This window comes from Methylomicrobium lacus (assembly GCF_041897535.1).
Taxonomy (GTDB): Bacteria; Pseudomonadota; Gammaproteobacteria; order Methylococcales; family Methylomonadaceae; genus Methylomicrobium; species Methylomicrobium lacus_A.
The window spans coordinates 1,347,533-1,363,410 of record NZ_CP169217.1 but is presented as its reverse complement, the minus strand read 5'-3'; the positions used below and the strand labels follow the sequence as shown (position 1 = coordinate 1,363,410).

Here is a 15,878-nt window from a genome sequence, read left to right as displayed (position 1 = left end):
TGTTCATCCTCGCGTTTCCTTGTCTATCGTAGCAATGCTCGTTAATCAGGTGCTGTAATCTTTATAGGTGAGGCTGCTGTATTTGGCAGCTTTCAAGTCGATGAATTGTTCTGTGTGGTTGCATGAGAACTCGGCGCCTTTCCGGTAATGCGAGCATCCCCAGAACTGGCCGTAAGGCCCTTTTCTCAAGGACATCTTACCGCCGCATTCTGGGCAAACCGGCTCGACGTAATCGCAGCGCTTATTCTCGCAACCCCGGAATCGGCCCTTTTCGCGCAAACCGCCGCCGCACCATTGGCAGGCCGATTCGGTATGAGTGCATAGAGGATATTGACTGCATCCGAAAAAGCTGCCGTGCTGGCTGTCCCTGGGCACCATGTAGCCGGTCCCGCATGCGCGGCAGGGAATGTCGGCGATCTTATCCTGAAAGCCCTCGCCTATAAATTCGTCGACGCGAATATCGTAGCGTCGATCGATCAGCTCCCGGACGAAAACGGATGCTTTATCAGCGTCGCAAACCAGATAGACATGATGCCGGGCTCGGGTCAGAGCCACATAGAACAAGCGTCGCTCTTCGGCATGGGCGAAGGCTTCCGCTGGCGGTAACAGCAATTCCAAGACAGGATGAGTCGATTTTTCCGATGGAAAGCCGTTCTTGCCTTTTTCCAGACCCAACACAACGACATAATCGGCTTCCTTACCTTTCGAGGCATGCACCGACATGAATTGCAGCTTCAGATTGGGATATTGTCGCTTCCACTGGCCCAAATCCGGTTTCCTGAAGTTAAACCGTGCCAGTATCAACACGCTGGCATTTTCCGATACTTTGCCGTTGATCGTCGATAACGCCGCATGCAAACCGACCTGATCGCTGTTCGTCTTGATCAGCGAGACGGCCGCTTGCTCGATGACCGCATGGCTGCGGATCTGTTTGGCGATTTGCGTCGGGTTTTGCATGACAAACCGCGACGCCACGTCCCCGATTTTGTTATTGAAACGAAAAGTCAGGTCCAGAATGCTGATGGCAGTATCGCCGAAGTGCGCCTCGAATTCCTTGGTGATCGAGACATCACTGCCGGTGAATCGGTAAATCGATTGCCAATCGTCGCCGACGCAAAACAAGCCGCTGCCGGGGTTTTGGTCTCGCAACCCCTTGATCAGGCGCGCACGGTTCGACGATATGTCCTGGAACTCGTCCACCAGAATATAGCTGTACGGCGACCGGTATTGACCGGCTTCCACGTATTCGATCGCCCGGCCGATCATGTCGTCAAAGTCGATCGTTCCGGTTTCGCGTAAATGCTGCTGGTAGGCCTCATAAACCGGTTCGAACAGCAACGCCGCCGCGCGCATCCGGTCGCGATCTTTGTGCTGTTGCCCCAAAGAAACCAGGCGCTTGATGTCGAGGCCTGCGGCTTTGAACAGCCCGAGCATTTGGGCCAGCAATTGGCTGAACTGCGACACCTGCCCGAACTGATTCAGTTGCCGCAGCAGTTCATTGTTGGGTAATGGCTGAAACGCTACGCCCGCTTGCTTTAGTTGCTGCTCGAGCGATTGAGTCAATACGCCTTGCTGCTTTTGGTAACTGTAGGTTTCGATCAGACGGGTTTGATATTTTTGATGCAAAGCCCGTTTCCATGCCATTCCGGCCAGATAGCTTTGCTGATCGATGAAAGGCGGCGTTTGATTATGTTCATTGACAGCGAAATGCTCGATATAAATGCCGTAATCGGGCAAGTAGAAATCCGGCTGATACACGCGGTAATCCGGCCCCGCGGTGTTCACCTGGTAATTGGCCTCGTACTGATACGCGATGCCTTGCCGATACAGCAAATTGGCAATCTCGCACTCTTCATAGCTTTTCACCAGCTCGCCCTGTAGCGTGCGGATGTCGTTTTCCAGAATGTAATTGTTGTACTCGCCCAGGCTTTTGAACTCGAAAGTGCTTCGGTACGGGAAGCTGTAATAGAGGAAATAGCCGATCAGGCGCGACTTGTATTGCTCGTCCTGCATCAAGCGCTGGACTTGCTGGTCGACGAACCTGGCCCGCAAATGCTCGTCTTCGGCCATTTTGTCGATAGCGGGTGCCTCTCCTTCGACTTGGGCGATGATGTGCTTGCCGAGACTGTGAAAGGTTTTCACGGTCAGCGTCTCGATGCCTAGCTTCGAACGAATGCGCTCGTCCATTTCCTCGGCGGCCTTGCGCGCGAACGCCAGCATCAAGATTTGTTCCGGCTTGGCGTGCCCCGATTTGATCAAATAGCCGGCCCGCCCGACCATTGTGCTGGTCTTGCCGGTGCCGGCACCGGCCAGTACCAGATTGTGCTGTTCATCGATCACGCAGGCCCGGCGCTGGTTGGTCGTCAGCGGGTTGCTTTCGACACCGTCGAAAAAGACATTGAATGCCTCTATTTGACGCGCGACATAGGATTCGTTCAGACGCTCGATCGCGTCGTAGCCGTCACTCAACAGCGGCCGGATAAATTGCAGTTCCCGGACCGCATCTGCCGGCAAAAATCGCTGTATATCCTTGCGCTGTATCCCTTTGGCCAAGTTTCCGTAGGCCTGCAGCCATTGCCTTGCTACCGCTTTACGGATATAGCGATTTCCAAAAAACAAAACACGCGCTTGCCTGGAAGCGGCTTGTATCTCCGGAACCATGCGCTGGAAAAACTCTGATAGGTAACGCCTGGCTGTTTGGTCCAAGCCGGCTTGCAAATACTGGGACTGCTTTTTACCGATCCCGCCAATGCGGATAATTTCGCCGTTTTCGAGATGAAACGCCAAAACGTCCCAGAAAATGCCAGGCTCTAAAGCAACGCCTTTGCCAATGGACAGATACGATATTTGTTGCTGCGTCTTGCCGTTATTCAGCAGAACGCCATCGTCCACAGAGGAGATAGAATCATAATTGGAATGGGCTGCGAAAAAAGCGGCCAGCCAGCCGATGCGGTAATTTAACAGGTATGTTGATGCTCTCTTCAAGGACAGACCCTTTGCTCGTCTTTGCCTTTATCGGCTGTAGTCCCTGAGTATAGCAAGTTTCAAAACATCCCTTCCAACACGCCAGGCGCCGCTCCTCACCTCAGCCGCGCAACCAAATTCGTCAGCCGCTTCTGCGATCGCTGTATCCTGGCCGCCATGCCCAAGGCCTTCGGCTGCGAGACGATCACCACCAGCTTCTTCCCGCGCGTCACGCCGGTATAGAGCAGGTGCCGCTCCAAGAGCATGTAATGCTGCATGGCCAGCGGAATCACCACGACCGCTTTTCAACATGAGACAATTGGGTTCATTCTGTCTCTTGTTCAAACGCTTTGAAAAGAAAAGCCCGCAATCCTGTTACACACTAAACGCTACTTACTTAAAGGGGTCAACTCACGAAACGGAAAAAATAGTACGCCAAGGTCGTAAGGTGTCAGGTTGAAGCCTTAGATCAGGCACGAAGAGCGTCAGGAAATGCAGAAACCAACCCTACTCTGATGCGTTTTTGCCGATATGTCTGACGCCTGGTTGAAGTGTACTTCAACCGGACAAAGCCAGACAGAGCAAGGTATCCAATCTCGCAGGCACATCTTAGCGTACGATATTTTCCTAATTCTGCGGCCAGCCCATTTACAGATAAGACAGCACATACAATAAAAAAACCCAAGCCAGCAATGGCCTGGGCTTTTTTGTTTTGTACGGCTCGGCCCGGATAGGAGGGTCCGTCCGTATGGCTAATCGTCCGTGGTTGTATTCCATGATTTACGCTCACCCATTAGGCATGGGGGGCCACGCACCGATCAAATCGTTGCACGAGGCCGAAGCCTTTACGCCTTTCAACGCCTATCTCGCTGTTTTACCCGGAGGCCGTGCCACCTAACGCTTTAAGGTAATTCCGGGTCGCTCAAAAGTTTGGTCAAAATAACCTCCTTTTTCTCATAGAGCCCAAACATAATAGAGTTTGAAGTAAGAATTTCAATAGCTCAAGCTTGTTCTTTTTGGCTCCTGTTGACCTATCACACGTCAATAATTCACCTTGAACGTCGGACTGTCCTCCGGCCGGGTCTTGCGGTGATCGTAAATCCGTGTCGTAGCGATATTGGCGTGGCCGAGCCATTCCTGCACCTTCGCGATGTCGGCCTGGTGGTCGAGCGCATTGGTCGCCGCAGTGGCCCGGAGTGAGTGCGCGCCGATCGTAAAGCCCAATTCGGTCGAATACGCGCGCACGAGCTTATAAATGCCGTCGGGCGTAATGGCCTTCGATCCGGTTTTCGTGTTGTTGCTGAGCGGCCGAAACAGCGCACCGGCTTCCTCGCTGCCGTGTCCGGCCAGCTCCAGATAGTCATGAATGAGGCCGCCGGCGGCCGGATGTAACGGCACGTAGCGGGTCTTGCCGCCTTTGCCGGATACCTTCAGGTGCGGCACGCCGCGCCGTTGATGCGTGAAGTCTTTCACGGTCAGCTTGCACAGTTCCTCGCGCCGCAGCGCGTGATAGAGCAGGGTGGCCAGGATCGCCTTGTCCCTGAGGGTGCGCAGCGTCGCCCCCGACGGCGCGTCAAGCAATTTGCGTGCCTGGTGGTCGCCCAGCGCCGGGGTGCGGCCTTCGAGACTGTCATTCTTGGGGCGCTTGACGCCCTTGACTGGATTATGGGTGACGGCGTTTTTCTCGCACAGGTAATCGAACAGCGACGCCAACGCAGAAAGCCGATGCCGAATCGTGCTGCCGTTGCGTTCGCGCCGCACCAGGTCGTCCCGCCAGGCGATCACGTGCGCCCGGGTCACCACGCGAAATTCATCCGCTTGCTGGATGCCGGTAAATTGCATGAAATCCTTGATCGCGTTTTCGTAGGCGCGCCGGGTCGCCTTGTTGGTCAGGTTGGCGAACCATTCGACTTCGGGCGGCACATCAGACAGACGCAAAAATGCTTCGGCGGTCAGCAGCCGGTTTTGGGTGATCGTTTGGATCGGATTTTTAGGCTCGTTCATGGGGTCATCTTACTCTTGATAAAATCGGTTATCAATAGTTAAAGACGGGGAAGGGGACGGTCCTGATGTGTAATTTTCTAAATTATTTGGCGTAGATTTTTTGGAATTATTTGGCGCATCAGGACCGTCCCCTTCCCCTGTAATTTTCTAAATTATTTGGCGTAGAGATTTAGGAATTATTTGGCGCATCAGTGTAATGTTTTACATGAGTTAGCGTAGATTTTTTGGCATTATGTGGCGTATCAGGATTCGATCTGCTTGCCTGGGATGTCGCGATAGAAAAGACCTCTATCGGCTGTCGGAGGCGGAGCATTAGAGTTCTGGAAAGCTGTCGCCAAACTTTGACTGGAGACCGAGTTCAAGAAATCAGTTAAAGATAGGATAAGCTTGCAAGCAACGCCTTAATGTCGGCTTTTTTGCGGCTTTGCGGCAAGCAGATGGCATAAATCTGGCGGCTGATTTCAGGATTGGCTAAATAGCGGCACTGCACGTCTTGAGCGTTCAAAGGCAAGGTATACTCCGGCATCAAGGCGACGCCAAGGTCGGCGCGGATCAGGTTGATGATCCAGTCTTCGCTGTTGCTTCGATAAGAAGCGTAGAGGTTGATCTCATGATCCTGGCAGACTGCCTTGAGTTTTTCCCTTAATTCGCAGTTGAGCCGATCCAGATACGCTTCCGCTTGTATGTCTTTCAATTCGATCCGGGACAGGCGATTAAAACGGTGGCTGCTGTGAAAAGCCACGACGTAGCGTTCCGTATACAGCAGCGTTGACTCAAACGGCGGTGCCAAGAGTTGAGTCGGGGCGCTGATCACCAAATCCAGCAAATCCGCTTCCAGTTGCTTCAGCAAATCGGCCTCCATGCCGATAATCAGTTCAAATTCGATATGGGGAAATTCTTGTCGGTAATGGGCAAAGACAGGACCTAACCGTTGGGCGCCGACGGTTTCCATCATGCCTATCCGCAGCGGAACACTGTTCAACCGGGTAAAGCGGATCGCCTCGGCCTTGGTGGCCAAGGTTTCTTTGTATATTTTCCGTAAATTAGGCTCGACCATACGGCCGAGCGGCGTCAATAAACACCCTGAACGGTCCCGGGTGAACAATTCACCGCCTAATTCATCTTCCAGCTTTTTGATGGCCTGGGTCAACGACGGCTGCGAAATATAGCTGAATTGGGCGGCGCGGGTAAAACTGCCGTGGTCGCAGACCGCCAAGAAATAACGGATTTGGTGCAGTTCCATAAGCCTCGCTCAGATCAGTATAGCTAAAACCTATTCTTTCATAGAAAGTTTGTATTATACAAGCCTTGTATTTCTAACCTATTATGGCCGCCATCATAAACAAATGCTATGAAAGGAGAAGCGATGAACGCTGCAAAATTAATAGTCATGTATCCCACACCTGCCGATGTGACCGTGTTCGAACGCCGCTACGCTGAGGAACATGTGCCGATGGCGGTCGAAAAACTGGCCGGAAAAATCCGTTTTGACGCCAACTTGATTACCTCGGCACCGGGACGGGAGCAGGCGCCTTATCACCGGATCGCGGAAGTGTATTTTCCCTCCATGAAGGCGCTGGAAGACTGCCTGAGTTCACCCGGAGGCCAGGAAACGGCAGCGCATGCGATCGAAATCTCGAGCGGGGGTCCTCCTTTATTCCTGATTGCGGAAGTCGAAACCTTCATTTTTTAAGCGGACTACCGCGAATGGTTCCCAGGATTCTTATGTCTTACCTGCCTTCAAGTCCGGAGATGGCCACACTGGCCGATTTACTGGCCCAATATCCCCGAAGCGGCATCCTGTGGTGGAAGCTGTTGGAAAACGTCAAGGCGAGTTTTTCGCCGCAAGACAGTGGGATGGGTGAACTTCTGGTCACCTACATCTCGGAACTCAACCAGTCGGCGTTCTGCTATCAGACGCATCAGCGTTCAGCCATGCCATTAGGGGGTGAAGCGGTCGTCTTCGGCCCATAAAAGCCGACATTGACGGGGCGAATGGGGAGGCGAAATTAAAGCCGATCCTGCATTTGGTAAAAAAAACTGACATTAACCCCGCAACGGATTTCTCAGGCGGATGTTAAGGCCATTTTTGAGGCAGGGTGGGACGAACGCCGCTTTCTTGACGTAATTGGCCTGTGCGCGGTCGTCAACGGCATGAATCGGCTGGCCATAGGGATTGGCATCGATAAAACCATAGCCGACTCGACCCCGCTGTTGCCGGTGACCGGGCCGGTACGGGTCGGCCTTCTTCATTAATTGTTTCGTTTGACTACGGTCAACCGACGAGGTAAACCGATGAGCACACTCCTCCTGTTCTTTTTTAGAGTATTGATTATTTCGGCGCCCGTGGTTTTGTTGGTGGGTTTGTTCAAACCCGAATGGCTTAGGTGGCGCGGCAAACAGCCGGACCCCCTGATGACTTTCGTGTTGGCTGCAGGTCTGTTCATGGCAGGCTTTACCGGCGCGAGCAAAACCTATTTTTCCGTCGACGAAGGGGCTGTGGAAGCGGCCAAGGAAGACGTGATCCCGGCGGCAGCAGACTATACCGATCGCCTCTCTGCGGCAGGCTGTCAACCTGGCTCGAAACCGGGCTCGGCCGGTGCCAGCGACGAGGAAAAAACGGATGACGGCATTCGTTTTTCAGTCAGGACACCCACCAATTATAAAGATACCGTCGCCCATCCTTTACTGGTGGTGTATGCGCCGGCCGGCAGGGATCGGGAAGAAGCCGAAGAATTTACCCATTTGACCTGGGAAGCCACGGCAGCAGGTTTTATCATCGCGTATGCGGATCACCGCAGGTTATCGCCTGAAGAGGCGGTGCGTCTGGCCCAAATACCCAAAGCGGTTGCAGCAAAATGGTGCATCGACAGCAAGAGGGTTTTTCTGACCGGACACTCCGACGGCGGCACAACCACGATGGCTATCGCCTTTTTCAACGGCACCAAGCATATACCCGCCGCCATCGCGCCCAGCGCGGTGGGCATTCGTGGGGATGATCTGACAGACCGCAATTGCGTGAAGCCCATACCGGTCATGATGATGCACAGTCGCCGCGACAAGCTGTTCCCGAATTATGGGAAAGAGGCGATTGAATGGTGGGCGAACTGCAATCAATGCACCACCAAAAAGTACAACCTGGAGGACCGTAAATCCTTATCCGGCAAGCCCATGCGCTGGGAAAGCTATTACCGGCACGAACTTGAACAAAAAGCCAAAGATCTGAAAATCGGCCAACCTTTACCCCATACCGCCCCCGTCCAAGGCGTAGAAGGTTGCGTGGCTTACAGCGGTTGTAAAAATGGCGTGCAAACCTGGTATTGCGAAGGCAGCGGCCCGCATCCCGAATGGCCAGGAAGAAACAAAGCGATGATCGAGTTTTTCAAAGCCGTGAAAACTGACTAGACGAAATCAACTCCTTCACTTTTATCGGGATTTCTTCGATTGATGCTTTTAGAATGAGCAGACGGATAACATTTTATATCGGTCTTCGTTAAGATCAGAGGGGTGTAAGGTTATGAAAGACGTTAAAAAAATATTACTGGTGCTGGGTTTGCTGTTTTTATTGATTCAATTGATTACAGCGTTCTTAGTTGGAACCAAAGGCGTGACAGTCCAGATGTAACAAAATTAGGGATGTTACTCATTTACGAAGGAATCCTTACGGTCCCCCTCTCATGCGCCAAATAATGTAGAAGATTACAGATCTGCTGTAATTTTCTACATGAGTTGGCGTATCTTTGTTTTGAATTATTTGGCGTATACTGCCCATCTGTAGCAAGCGGACAGGATATCGATGAGCGAACTGTCTACCTTATCAGAAGCGGATCGTCAAAAAGCGTTGGCGCGGTTTCGTATACTTGAGCCGCACCTGACGGCCGGCGTTCCGCTGACACTTGTGGCCCGCAACGCGGGCATTCCCTACCGGACGGCTCAACGCTGGGTGGCTCTCTATCAACGCTTTGGACTGGCTGCGTTGGCACGAAAAGGGCGCACGGATCGCGGTACCCGGCGTTCCCTCTCGCCCCAGATGCATAAAGTTGTGGAGGGCTTAGCGCTCCAGAAGCCGCCGCTTCCTATCGCCACGCTTTATCGTCAGGTCTATCGCCTTGCCGTACAGCAGAATGAGGAGCCTCCCAGTTACGCGGTCGTCTATGCTATCGTTCGCCAACTTCCCGCGGATCTGGTCATGCTGGCCCATGAGGGCTCAAAGGCCTATGCCGACGCCTTTGAACTCGTCCATCGCCGCGAAGCCGAACGGCCTAATGCCATCTGGCAAGCCGACCACACGCCACTCGACATTTTGATCCGGCGCGAGAAGGGAAAGGCCGCCAAGCCGTGGTTGACCGTGATCATTGACGATTACAGTCGAGCCATCGCGGGTTACTTCCTCTATTTCGAAGCGCCCTCGGCGATCCAAACGGCGCTTGCGCTGCACCAAGCGATCTGGCGTAAAGAGGATGCGAAATGGCATGTGTGCGGCATTCCCGACATACTCTATACCGACAACGGCAGCGATTTCACTTCGCACCATCTGGCGCAAGTCGCGGCGGACATCAAGATGCAGCTTGTTTTCTCGACGCCCGGCAAACCCCGCGGCAGAGGTCGCATCGAACGCTTTTTCGGGGTGATCAATTCGATGTTTTTGTCCGGCCTTCCCGGCTACACGCCGGAAGGCGGCGGTGTCTGCGGTCAGCCGACGCTGACGCTGCCGGAGTTGGATGCGCGGCTGAGGGACTTTATTCTGGGCAACTACCATCTCCGGAAGCACAGCGAAACGGGTATTGCCCCTCAAGCGCGCTGGGAACAGGAGGGCTTCTTGCCCCGCCTGCCCGATTCACTGGAACAACTGGATCTTCTGTTGCTGACGGTCGCCAAAGCACGCAAGGTGCATCCCGACGGCATTCATTTCCAAGGGTTGCGCTATATCGACACGACCCTCGCCGCCTTCGTGGGCGAATCGATGATGCTGCGCTATGATCCGCGGGACGTGGCCGAGGTGCGTATCTTCCATCAGGGGCGTTTCCTGTGCCGGGCCATTTGTCCCGAGCTGGCCGGCGAAACCATCCCGTTGCGCGAGGTCGTGCGGGCGCGGAATCAGCGCCGCCATGAATTGCGCACGCTGTTGCAGGACCGCAAGAAAACGGTTGACACTTTGCTGGAACTGAAGCAAGGCAGCAGCCACAGTGTGCCTTCGGCAAACACCGAGTGCCCGCCTTCTGACGGCGAAGCGCGCGAACAGCCCGCCCTGCGCCGCTACCTTAATGAATGACCCGGCGCATTTCGTTGAGACTTTGGAATATCGGCGCTTCGCCGAGTTCTGCGAAGCCTGCCGCCGTTACCGTTATGTGGGTTTGTGTTATGGGGCTCCCGGTGTCGGTAAGACACTCTCGGCACGCCATTACGCTCGGTGGGACACGATCCGAGACGTGAATATTTATACCATTCCGGACGAAGAACTAAAGACCCTCCTCGCTACAGGCCAACCCGATACGCTTCTTTATACCGTATCGGTGACCAGTACCCCCAAGAGTATCGAGGCGGATCTCGCGCAGGCACGCAATCATCTCTTCCAGATTGTCCGTGAACCGATCCTTCGAGAGCATAAGGCAATGCTGGACCAACAGCGGGACCGCTATGAGGAAGCCAGGGACGCGTATTTTGCAGATGGAGACTGGTTTAACCTGTTCGGTGAGCAGAAGCCGCCGCCAGAGGCGCCGGCTTACGACGAGCAGGCTCGACTCTGCGTGCAACGCGAAAAAGCCATTGCTGATCCGACCACTCTGGTGCTGGTCGACGAAGCCGATCGACTTAAGATGGCGGGTTTAGAAACCCTTCGCGATAGCTTCGACCGCAGCCAAATCGGACTGATCCTCATCGGTATGCCAGGGATAGAGAAACGCCTGGCACGTTATCCGCAATTCTATTCCCGCATCGGTTTTGTTCACGAGTTCCGTCCACTCAGTGCGACGGAGGTGCGTCGCCTTCTGGCCGCGTCGTGGACACCGCCCGGCGTTCGTCTTCCGCCGTTGGATGAGGAGACGACAGCCGCCATCGTGCGGATGACGGGCGGCAACTTCCGTCTGCTCGGCCGACTCCTGGCACAGACTGAGCGCATCGTGATGATCAACGAACTGCCGCAGGTAACCCGTCAGGCGGTGGAAGCGGCCCGAGAGAGTCTCGTGATCGGGCATACCGGATAGCGTACCAAAAACGTTCTTTTATGGAACACTGGCAAGCCTGGGCTGAAACAAGACGAAAATCGGCCTGATTTTAGCCGCTTTCTGTTCCACAATCCGTACCTCTATCAATATTCCGAAACATTCGACAAAGCATTGACTTATGGTACACTTGTGCGATGAAAATTGGTTATGCACGGGTCAGCAGCGATGACCAGAACCTTGATCTGCAGCGAGATGCCCTCCGGCTGGCGGGATGCGAGCGCGTGTACGAAGAAAAGGAATCCGGCGGCAAAGTGGACCGGCCGGAACTGCTTCGCCTATTCGAAGCGTTGCGTCCTGGCGATACCCTTGTGGTTTGGCGGTTGGATCGACTTGGCCGCTCGCTCAAACACCTGATTGAAACGGTTGAGCAGCTCGAGGCCCTGGGCGTTGGATTTCAGAGCGTCACCGAAGCCGTTGATACGACCACGAGCGGAGGAAAGTTGGTCTTCCATATCTTCGCGGCCCTGGCGGAGTTTGAGCGCACCCTGATCCGGGAGCGCACACGCGCAGGCCTCAAGGCCGCCCGAGCGCGCGGGAGGCATGGCGGACGGCCGAGGTTGCTCAGTGAAGATAAACGGCGTATGGCTCAGGCATTGCGGGACGACCCCAGCCAGAGCGTTGCGGCGATCTGTAAGACGCTGGGCATTGCCCGAACCACCTTCTATCGCTACACCCGAGGCAAGAAAGTCGAACCCTGAGGCTTTCTTGGGTGACCATAAGGATTCGTGAGAAATGGGCATTAGCAGATAAACGCATGTGACGACAATTCTATGAGCCGGGTTGCTTACGTTACGGGTCGAGGATTCGCAAACTACCCATTGCGGTCTATCGCTCCATCTGATTCAATGACAGTAATTTGATCATTACCGGCCATTATTACTTGTCACCGATGATAGACGGAGAGGAAAATCATTTGCTGATCAATAGATTATCGTGTGGAAGATCATTTCCAGGCAGATATACGGTTAACTATCTAGTTCCTTGTTGTGCACCGGAATGAAGCTCCTCCCTTCTCAAACAAATCAAAAAGCTCTCACAGCATTTGGCGAGGAAGCGTGTGCGATGCTCCAACGCCACGATTACTCTGGATTGGCAAATCGGTTTGGCTATGCTCTTGCATATGATCGTGAGCCCGCAGTAGCTCTCGAAGTCGATTTTTTAAAGGCTGCGGCATCGCCGCATAAAGTAATACCTGACGAGCCTCAATCAATTGCGGTTAAGTATTTCAAGCCGAACAGTACTGGATTGTTTGCGGTAGTGGAGTGTATTGTGCCTATTGCCGAAGGAACTGCTGTTCTTTTCGAACTCATCGTCAGCGGGAAGGGAGAAGAGAAACACATTGCGATTGAGGATATCAGTGGTGTCACCGCATAGGCCAAACAAAGCATTTCAGCGGACCGACAAAAGCTTCGCTTTTTGCCGCCCGCTGAATTCAAACGTTGGGTGTAATGGCACAGACATACCATGATCGTCTTATGGCTATTGGCGTTACTTGGCATCGTGAGCAGTGTGGCTCTGTTGCTCGCCGCGCTTATACGCCTGACGCGTTTCGAACGCGGGCCCTTTGCCGTGCCCGCGCTGCACCTTGAGCGCCAGTTGCTGTGGCTTGCCCTGATTGCAGCGCTCTTGGGTAGCCTAGGGCTGTTCGTCCTTCCCGCTTATACCAGTATCAGCTGTTCTGCATCCATTTCAGTGTCAGGTAACGCATCGGGGGACACGCCTCTGCTTTCACCCTGCACCGCCTCCGAGTCGTCGGCCACCTTCGTGCAAGTTAATGGTCCACAGGTAATACCGCTATTCACCATTCCAGTAGTGTTCGCGCTCGTTCCGCTAGGCTGTATGCGCCTTCGAGTTCGTGCGGTGGTGTTCGCAATTTGCGCATTCGTGCTGGCAGGCCAAGCCGCTATTGGCATGTCCGGCTATGGCCTCGCATTCGCGCCAAGTAGCGTGTTTCTGGTGGCGGCTGGGTTTGTTGGCATTTTTCGGCGCAGCGCCTAACCGATGCTTCCGCCCGACGGCCCCTTCACTCCGCTTCGGGACTGCGGATGAAGCTGCGCGTTATGACTGGCGGCTTTACGAGATTGACGCACCATTCATTTAAACTCTTTCATCGCCCGCTTTTGGCCGATCTCCAGCGTTCAAAATATGGCTGAGCTTGTTAGTCGGAATGCCGGGCTGTTTTGATCGGAATGAACACCAAGGAACAAAATTTTCTGGGGTTCCGGCTTACACCCCTCAACGTACAATTTTTCGCTTTCTGTGTCTGGCCCATATGCGCCAAATAATGCCAAAAAATCTACGCCAAATAATGTAGAAGATTACATCCTGATGCGCCAAATAATTCCAAAAAATCTACGCCAAATAATTTAGAAAATTACAGTCCTGATGTGTAATTTTCTAAGCAAGCCTCAAAACCGTCATAAATCGCCGTTACTCCGCATCAGTTCGTCAATCTTCTCCCGACGACGCCCTTGGGCTCGTAGCCAATGCCAAAGGTCAATAGGTACGTCGATAGGGCAAGTCCGACGCGTTTCGCGTTGCGCTCAATCTGCTGTTTCTCTTCTGGGAGGCAATATACTTTGATCCGCGGACTGTTTTTTCCAGGTAATAGGCTTTGCTTTTTCCATAGGTTCAATCGCTTTTAATTCCGGCGGCAGCCGGTGCCTCGCAGAGCAGGATTCCCGTTGAGCAACCCATGCGAATAAGGGAAGTGAAGTAGGACAACCGGCGCGCAGGTGGGCCTACTTCACACATCCTGCCCGTCTTTCGACGTTGCGTTCTATGTGTATGCGGATTTGTAATCCGATAGTATTTCCCTGGAAACTACTGGGAAAATGGAAAAACAGTGGAGCACTGAAATTTAACGAGTTTTCCGCCAGAACCAAAACTACACGGCTATTCCCCCCGACATAATTTCTGACCGCAGTCGCGCAACCAAATTCGTCAGCCGCTTCTGCGACCTTTGCGTCCTCACCGCCATACCCAGGGCCTTCGGCTGTGTGACGATGACGACTAGCTTTTTCCCCCGCGTCACGCCGGTGTAAAGCAGGTTCCGCTCCAACAGCATGTAATGCTGCATGGCCAGCGGAATCACCACGACCGGGTATTCCGAGCCCTGGCTTTTGTGAATGCTAGTCGCGTAGGCCAAGCTGATCTCGTCCAGCTCGTTGAATTCGTACTCGACCAGCCGGCCGTCATGCTGGCTCATGGGCGACTGGCAATCGAAGTTGCACGATTATAGTGCTTGCCACGCAAGTTGGAAGGAGTTTAGGGCGTTAGCATTGCTTATGCGCCGGTTGAACACGAACAACAAATGCCAGTCAAATTATCCTCACAATACAAATGAGGGAGTATTTATGAAGAACCAACACATGATAACCGTTGTTTTCGCTGCTTTTTTGACGATATTGAACCAAGCGAACGCAGGCGAAAAAGAGCTGAGAAAAAACGAAGTGCCTAAAGCCGTGCTCAATGCCTTTGAAAAATCATACCCTAATGCCAAGGACGTGGAATTCGAAGAAGAAATGTTCGAAGGCAAAGCATCCTATGAGGTGGAGTACAAAGACAACGGTAAGGAATACGAAGTCATGTATAGCGCTGATGGCATGCTGTTACAGAAAGAAGAGGAAATCGACGTTAGTGCGCTGCCCGAAGCGGTTACCAACGCCATCAAGAAAGAGCATCCCAAAGCCAAAATCGAGGAAGCTGAAAAATTGATGAAAGCCGATGGGACTCTCACTGGCTATGAAGTAAATATCAAAACGGGAGAAGATAAATTCGAATTAGAAGTGGATGCTGCCGGTAAAATCTTGAAAACCGAGAAGGACTGAAGCATACCCATTTGCAACACAGCCCCAATTGGCCATAGAAGCTCGAATTACCTTCAAAACAATCTTCCGACGCCCCCGGCACGCCATCAGCCGGGGACTTGCCCGCCAGAGACAATTCCACCGCCCTATCCCCCGGCCTAAGCCAAAACTGCACCACGATTCCGACCAGGAATAATCTTACTTCAGCCGAGCAAGGGGATGCAGTCCGAGCCGCACCCGCGCGCCGCGGAGGCCGTCGATGTGCCGGGGCGATGCAGCACGCCGCGCGTCGGCGTGATGCTGATTCGCGCATCGGAACCGCTGCCGATCAGGTACCCATCGCCGTCGATAATCAGGCTGTAGCCCCCGGCCTCGATCGGCGGCCACAGCAGGCTGAGCAACGGACGAGCGGCGACGTTGGCAGCGCTGCGCGTGCCGGCGTTCGTTAAAATGCGATCTCCCAGCCATTCGATCGACACGACCACCGCATGGGGCCGGCCGTCGCCGCCCTGAGTCAACAGATAAGGGTGGTTGCCGAACCGCGCGCTTTCCGCGCGCAGCTGATCAATAGGAAGCGCCTCGCTCATACGAATACCTCGATCATTTACTTTGAAAGCCTGGAACACCAGACATTATCAATGTTTCAGAGCCTGCTTTTAGTGCGTTCGGCATAAATATTGTCATGGCTATTTTTGCCCATCCCCTCGAAAAGGTAAAAATTAGCAATATCTAATAGGCCGGTATGCACATGGCTTTATTTTCCACCATGTTATCTGGCACATAATCCACTCGCACTATTACCCATTTCAACACGAGCCCTTACGTTTGCCCGAGTGCGCAAGCGCCCGTCAGTCTATTGACAAACGTAGCCGATAGG

17 protein-coding genes are annotated in these 15,878 nt (G+C 53.5%); 9 read left to right on the top strand and 8 right to left on the bottom strand.

Going from position 1 to position 15,878, the window contains the following annotated elements:
• Positions 1–45 precede the first annotated feature (45 nt).
• The 4 genes from ACEPPP_RS05950 to ACEPPP_RS05935 form a co-directional block, all read right to left on the bottom strand.
• Complete coding sequence (locus ACEPPP_RS05950; protein WP_374090124.1) at positions 46–2,985, bottom strand: UvrD-helicase domain-containing protein; 2,940 nt, start codon at positions 2,983–2,985, stop codon at positions 46–48.
• A 95-nt stretch (positions 2,986–3,080) separates the two neighbouring features.
• Entirely contained in the window at positions 3,081–3,260 is a 180-nt protein-coding gene (locus tag ACEPPP_RS05945; RefSeq protein ID WP_374090123.1) for an ATP-binding domain-containing protein, read from the bottom strand.
• 745 nt (positions 3,261–4,005) lie between these two features.
• Positions 4,006–4,968, bottom strand: a complete 963-nt coding sequence (locus ACEPPP_RS05940; protein ID WP_374090122.1) for a tyrosine-type recombinase/integrase — start codon at positions 4,966–4,968, stop codon at positions 4,006–4,008.
• A gap of 370 nt (positions 4,969–5,338) precedes the next feature.
• Positions 5,339–6,211 carry a LysR family transcriptional regulator gene (locus ACEPPP_RS05935; protein ID WP_374090121.1) on the bottom strand — a complete coding sequence of 291 codons (873 nt, stop codon included), beginning with the start codon at positions 6,209–6,211 and terminating at the stop codon, positions 5,339–5,341.
• A gap of 123 nt (positions 6,212–6,334) precedes the next feature.
• Between ACEPPP_RS05935 and ACEPPP_RS05930 the strand changes: the two genes are divergently transcribed.
• Both ACEPPP_RS05930 and ACEPPP_RS05925 read left to right on the top strand, forming a co-directional pair.
• Positions 6,335–6,661 carry an EthD family reductase gene (locus ACEPPP_RS05930; protein WP_374090120.1) on the top strand — a complete coding sequence of 109 codons (327 nt, stop codon included), beginning with the start codon at positions 6,335–6,337 and terminating at the stop codon, positions 6,659–6,661.
• A gap of 59 nt (positions 6,662–6,720) precedes the next feature.
• Entirely contained in the window at positions 6,721–6,942 is a 222-nt protein-coding gene (locus tag ACEPPP_RS05925) for a hypothetical protein (RefSeq protein ID WP_374090119.1), read from the top strand.
• A gap of 72 nt (positions 6,943–7,014) precedes the next feature.
• On the opposite strand, the gene ACEPPP_RS05920 is transcribed toward ACEPPP_RS05925, so the two are convergent.
• A complete protein-coding gene (locus ACEPPP_RS05920; RefSeq protein ID WP_374090118.1) occupies positions 7,015–7,221 on the bottom strand; it encodes a hypothetical protein in 207 nt (68 codons plus the stop codon).
• Positions 7,222–7,263: 42 nt separating this feature from the next.
• Here ACEPPP_RS05920 and ACEPPP_RS05915 point away from each other — a divergent pair, with 42 nt between their 5' ends.
• From ACEPPP_RS05915 to ACEPPP_RS05890, 6 genes are all read left to right on the top strand, one after another.
• Complete coding sequence (locus ACEPPP_RS05915; RefSeq protein ID WP_374090117.1) at positions 7,264–8,373, top strand: PHB depolymerase family esterase; 1,110 nt, start codon at positions 7,264–7,266, stop codon at positions 8,371–8,373.
• A 391-nt stretch (positions 8,374–8,764) separates the two neighbouring features.
• On the top strand, positions 8,765–10,240 hold the full coding sequence (locus ACEPPP_RS05910) for a Mu transposase C-terminal domain-containing protein (RefSeq protein ID WP_374090116.1): 1,476 nt from the start codon (positions 8,765–8,767) through the stop codon (positions 10,238–10,240).
• Positions 10,233–11,171, top strand: coding sequence for an AAA family ATPase (locus tag ACEPPP_RS05905; protein WP_374090115.1), 939 nt, complete (start codon positions 10,233–10,235; stop codon positions 11,169–11,171). The genes ACEPPP_RS05910 and ACEPPP_RS05905 overlap by 8 nt, the downstream gene beginning before the upstream one ends.
• Before the next feature lie 155 nt (positions 11,172–11,326).
• Complete coding sequence (locus tag ACEPPP_RS05900) at positions 11,327–11,890, top strand: recombinase family protein (protein WP_374090114.1); 564 nt, start codon at positions 11,327–11,329, stop codon at positions 11,888–11,890.
• Between the two features lie 298 nt (positions 11,891–12,188).
• Entirely contained in the window at positions 12,189–12,566 is a 378-nt protein-coding gene (locus ACEPPP_RS05895) for a hypothetical protein (protein WP_374090113.1), read from the top strand.
• Between the two features lie 90 nt (positions 12,567–12,656).
• The gene (locus ACEPPP_RS05890; RefSeq protein ID WP_374090112.1) at positions 12,657–13,190 is read left to right on the top strand and encodes a hypothetical protein; all 534 of its coding nucleotides are present in this window, start codon (positions 12,657–12,659) and stop codon (positions 13,188–13,190) included.
• Positions 13,191–13,632: 442 nt separating this feature from the next.
• Here the strand turns inward: ACEPPP_RS05890 and ACEPPP_RS05885 are convergent, their stop codons facing one another.
• Together ACEPPP_RS05885 and ACEPPP_RS05880 are read right to left on the bottom strand one after the other, a co-directional pair.
• Positions 13,633–13,827 carry a hypothetical protein gene (locus ACEPPP_RS05885; protein WP_374090111.1) on the bottom strand — a complete coding sequence of 65 codons (195 nt, stop codon included), beginning with the start codon at positions 13,825–13,827 and terminating at the stop codon, positions 13,633–13,635.
• Between the two features lie 252 nt (positions 13,828–14,079).
• The gene (locus tag ACEPPP_RS05880) at positions 14,080–14,400 is read right to left on the bottom strand and encodes an ATP-binding domain-containing protein (protein WP_374090110.1); all 321 of its coding nucleotides are present in this window, start codon (positions 14,398–14,400) and stop codon (positions 14,080–14,082) included.
• Positions 14,401–14,548: 148 nt separating this feature from the next.
• Here ACEPPP_RS05880 and ACEPPP_RS05875 point away from each other — a divergent pair, with 148 nt between their 5' ends.
• Positions 14,549–15,022 carry a PepSY-like domain-containing protein gene (locus ACEPPP_RS05875; RefSeq protein ID WP_374090109.1) on the top strand — a complete coding sequence of 158 codons (474 nt, stop codon included), beginning with the start codon at positions 14,549–14,551 and terminating at the stop codon, positions 15,020–15,022.
• 182 nt (positions 15,023–15,204) lie between these two features.
• Here the strand turns inward: ACEPPP_RS05875 and ACEPPP_RS05870 are convergent, their stop codons facing one another.
• Positions 15,205–15,588: a pyridoxamine 5'-phosphate oxidase family protein gene (locus tag ACEPPP_RS05870; RefSeq protein WP_374090108.1), complete on the bottom strand. Its 384-nt coding sequence runs from the start codon at positions 15,586–15,588 to the stop codon at positions 15,205–15,207.
• Positions 15,589–15,878: the final 290 nt, after the last annotated feature.

Bases quoted from the DNA above. Each gene is read 5' to 3' on its own strand.
- ACEPPP_RS05900 (WP_374090114.1), top strand. From the start codon at position 11,327: ATGAAAATTGGTTATGCACGGGTCAGCAGCGATGACCAGAACCTTGAT.
- ACEPPP_RS05940 (WP_374090122.1), bottom strand. From the start codon at position 4,968: ATGAACGAGCCTAAAAATCCGATCCAAACGATCACCCAAAACCGGCTG.
- ACEPPP_RS05870 (WP_374090108.1), bottom strand. From the start codon at position 15,588: ATGAGCGAGGCGCTTCCTATTGATCAGCTGCGCGCGGAAAGCGCGCGG.
- ACEPPP_RS05875 (WP_374090109.1), top strand. From the start codon at position 14,549: ATGAAGAACCAACACATGATAACCGTTGTTTTCGCTGCTTTTTTGACG.
- ACEPPP_RS05890 (WP_374090112.1), top strand. From the start codon at position 12,657: ATGATCGTCTTATGGCTATTGGCGTTACTTGGCATCGTGAGCAGTGTG.
- ACEPPP_RS05925 (WP_374090119.1), top strand. From the start codon at position 6,721: ATGGCCACACTGGCCGATTTACTGGCCCAATATCCCCGAAGCGGCATC.
- ACEPPP_RS05880 (WP_374090110.1), bottom strand. From the start codon at position 14,400: ATGAGCCAGCATGACGGCCGGCTGGTCGAGTACGAATTCAACGAGCTG.
- ACEPPP_RS05920 (WP_374090118.1), bottom strand. From the start codon at position 7,221: ATGAAGAAGGCCGACCCGTACCGGCCCGGTCACCGGCAACAGCGGGGT.
- ACEPPP_RS05930 (WP_374090120.1), top strand. From the start codon at position 6,335: ATGAACGCTGCAAAATTAATAGTCATGTATCCCACACCTGCCGATGTG.
- ACEPPP_RS05895 (WP_374090113.1), top strand. From the start codon at position 12,189: ATGAAGCTCCTCCCTTCTCAAACAAATCAAAAAGCTCTCACAGCATTT.
- ACEPPP_RS05905 (WP_374090115.1), top strand. From the start codon at position 10,233: ATGAATGACCCGGCGCATTTCGTTGAGACTTTGGAATATCGGCGCTTC.
- ACEPPP_RS05910 (WP_374090116.1), top strand. From the start codon at position 8,765: ATGAGCGAACTGTCTACCTTATCAGAAGCGGATCGTCAAAAAGCGTTG.
- ACEPPP_RS05935 (WP_374090121.1), bottom strand. From the start codon at position 6,211: ATGGAACTGCACCAAATCCGTTATTTCTTGGCGGTCTGCGACCACGGC.
- ACEPPP_RS05915 (WP_374090117.1), top strand. From the start codon at position 7,264: ATGAGCACACTCCTCCTGTTCTTTTTTAGAGTATTGATTATTTCGGCG.